General features: G+C 44.8%; 2 protein-coding genes. Both read right to left on the bottom strand.

The window, feature by feature from the left end:
* Window positions 1–169 precede the first annotated feature (169 nt).
* A complete protein-coding gene (locus tag IM479_RS13560; protein WP_287077151.1) occupies window positions 170–2,068 on the bottom strand; it encodes an NAD(P)H-quinone oxidoreductase subunit F in 1,899 nt (632 codons plus the stop codon).
* A gap of 253 nt (window positions 2,069–2,321) precedes the next feature.
* Window positions 2,322–3,005 carry a PHP domain-containing protein gene (locus IM479_RS13555; RefSeq protein ID WP_287684794.1) on the bottom strand — a complete coding sequence of 228 codons (684 nt, stop codon included), beginning with the start codon at window positions 3,003–3,005 and terminating at the stop codon, window positions 2,322–2,324.
* Window positions 3,006–3,308 lie beyond the last annotated feature (303 nt).

The following is a 3,308-nucleotide window of genomic DNA, read 5'->3' as shown; positions in this document are numbered from 1 at the left end:
GAAAATTCCGGGACTTTTTCCCTGAAAATTAGGTAATTGACCACCTGAAAATGGGTAAAACCCCACACCCCACACCCCAACCCCCAACCCCCAACCCCCAACCCCCAACCCCCACCGAAAAACTTTTTCAGCAGACCCTAATTAATGCAGTACCTTTTCTATAAGGGGTTCAACGAGTCAAAAGGGATGACCAATAATCAGTTATCAGTGACCATTGACCGTTTAATAAGAGCCAGATTAATCCCCCTATTCCGAATAGAATAGTCAAGACATAAAACTGCGATTGACCAGAAACATTATACTTTAAGGCACTGCCGCTAAAAATCGTCGCTAAACTGACCAAATTAACCAGACCATCAATAATATAACGATCGAGCCAAGCGGTAATTTTTGACAAGCTCCCCACCGCTAAAACCACGGTAAACTGATAGATGCGATCGAGATAGAAGTCATAAGCGAACAAATCCTGCAAGAATCGCAGGATTAACCCAGTTGGTCTCGCCCAAGCTCGTCTTAACTCTACCATTGACCCGATAACTAGGCCAATTACTCCAGAGGCTATCAGTAAGGGAAAACCCCAGACAATAGTAAAACTCCGGTTATTAAGGAGGGGATTGGTGAAAGATAGCCAAAAATCCCAACGTAGGGGAATAATCGGGGCCAATAAAGCGATTAAAATCAATGCTACCATGGGCAAAGCCATCGGCCAAGCCACTTCCGGGGTGCGATGGGTCTTACTTTGGGTTTGTCCCAAAAAGACTAAACGAAATACCCGCGTGAGATTGATGATGCTAAGACAATTAACAAAGATTAAAACCGCTAATAACCACCAAGGAATCTCCCATTCACCACTTAACCACCGTTTTAACGTCCAAAACATCCCCAGGGGCATTAAAACCGTCATCCCCGCGGAACCTGCTAAAAAAGCCGTGGTCGTAGCCGGCATTCTTGCCCAAATTCCCCCCATTTCCGTGATATTCTGGTTACTGGTGGTGAGAATTAAGGCTCCTGCGCTCATAAACAATAGGGCTTTTGCGACCGCATGGGAGAATAAAATTAGTAAAGCGATATCCACATGACCTAATCCCACCGCAATAAAGACCAAACCGAGATAGGCACTGGTGGAGTGGCATAAAACCCGTTTAATATCAATTTGGGACAACGCCATCAGAGACGTACCAATTGCCGTCATTGTCCCCAACACTATTAAAACATTGGCAGCGATCGGAGATAGGGTAAACACTGGCTGCAGCTTAATTAAAACATAAGCCCCCGCCGAAACCACGATCGAATTCCGCATGATTCCGGCTGGATTTGGTCCCTCCATCGCCTCATCTAGCCACAAATTCAGGGGAAATTGGGCGCATTTACCCGTTGGACCGGCAATAAGGGCTAATCCTAACAAAGTCGCCGTCAAAGGTCCTACAGGGTTATTTACTGCCCAATTTTCTAACTGAGAAAAACTCAATCCTTCTCCGTAACTGGACAGAGCCACCAAACCCATCAATAAAATAATATCGCCGACGCGCTTGGTTAAAAAGGCATCTCGCGCCGCGGTTACTACCAAAGGTTGGGCATACCAAAAACCGACGAGGAGATAGGTAGAGACCGTTAACATCTCTAGGAAAGCGTAACTGAATAGTAGGGAGTCACTCAGGGCAATTCCCCCCAAAGCTGCCTCAAAAAAGCCCATTAAGCCATAAAATCTCGCCAAAGACCAATCCTTTTCCATGTAGCCAAGGGCATAGATTTGGGCCAGGAGACTGATTAGGGTAATCACTTCCAGCGTCCCCAAACTGACGGGAGAAAGTTCGATCGAAAGGGATAAACTAAGATCGGCCACTTTTACCCATTCAAAAGTCAGTTTAATCGTCTCTCGATGCCAAATTTGATTAAAAGCGATCGATCCGTGTATTAACCCTAAGACGGTCATCAATAGGTTAATATAAGCGGCCGGCCGCGGACCGGTGCGACTAATAATGCCTAAAGACCAAGGTAGGGTTAAAATCGAACCAATTAAGCCATAAATGGGAATTAACCAGCAAGTGTAAAGGAATAAATCTTTCATTCAGGGGGTTAGATGTTGGGGATTTCAGTTATCAGTTATCAGTTATCAGTGATCAGTTATCAGGTTTAAGTTTTAAGTTTTAAGTTTTCAATTTTCAATTTTCAATAAATTTAGGCTCTTTCACTGGTTACTGGTTACTGGTTACTGGTTACTGATCACTGAAAAAGCTGACGGCTATAAAAAACCAAGACTCGATCGAGAAGGGATCGAGTTTAGTCAATTTAGTTATTTTACAGTTAATCCCGCAATTGGGCTAAATGCGATGTAATAAAGATTTACCGTGGGAATCGGTGCTACAGGTGGCAAATAATTGGTATTGACGACTCAGAGCGAGTGCTTGTTCGGTTTCCGGTTGACTCGGTAGCCAGGGTTTGGGATTGCCGTAGGCATAAAAAGCCTCAATACCATCAATACCTAATTCTACCGCCGCCGCCACTAAATCGGCCGCGGGACGATGGTAACGAAAGGGATGGGCGAGAACCACTAAGGCCTCCGCTTGCTGTAAACTGTTAATGACTCTAGAGGCCAAAGCTAGATCTCCTTCCGGTTTGGCTCTTTGCAGATAGGGAGTCAAAACGGTATGAGTAGGATCGAAACCATAGCCAAGAATATGCACTTCTGTCTCTAAGAGATTCGCCGTAATTTCTACCCCTGTCCAGAGATGGGGTAGAGAACCCTTTAAATGCTCATTTTCTAGCCAAATTTGGGCTTGTTGATAACCTTCGATCGAGTGATGATCAGTAATTGCTAATCCTTTTAGTCCGATATCTAACGCTTGTCTCATCAAGTCTTGGGGACTCATTTGACCATCGGAACAATGGGTGTGCAGATGGAAATTGTAATGGTGGGGACAACTATCATAGCCAATATTTGCCCACACCGCTTTTAGGGTGAGGGTATCTTGAGCTAGGGGTGGAATTGTAGCAGAAACGACCATGCAGTATTGAGGAACTTTCCCAAAGATTACAAATTGCCAACAATCAGCATAACAAATACCAAAAAAAATTGGGTAGCTGCTGTTACCGGTAATACTAAATCCTGTTTCAAAGGTATGGGGAAGTGGGTATCTCACAGGTGTGGGTTTTTTACATTTAGATTTTTGACATCCTCGCCGCCGTAAAACGGACGGCGATTCCTCACCACGCCACTTTTTTAGGGTGGTCGCGTCAACGGGGTTGACGCAGATAGCGAAAAACGCTTAATTGCTTAAGTCTGACACTTTCGACCCGTCCGTTTTCAG

This window comes from Microcystis sp. M165S2 (assembly GCF_020245885.1).
Taxonomy (GTDB): domain Bacteria; phylum Cyanobacteriota; class Cyanobacteriia; order Cyanobacteriales; family Microcystaceae; genus Microcystis.
This window is presented reverse-complemented; position numbering and strand designations above follow the sequence as displayed.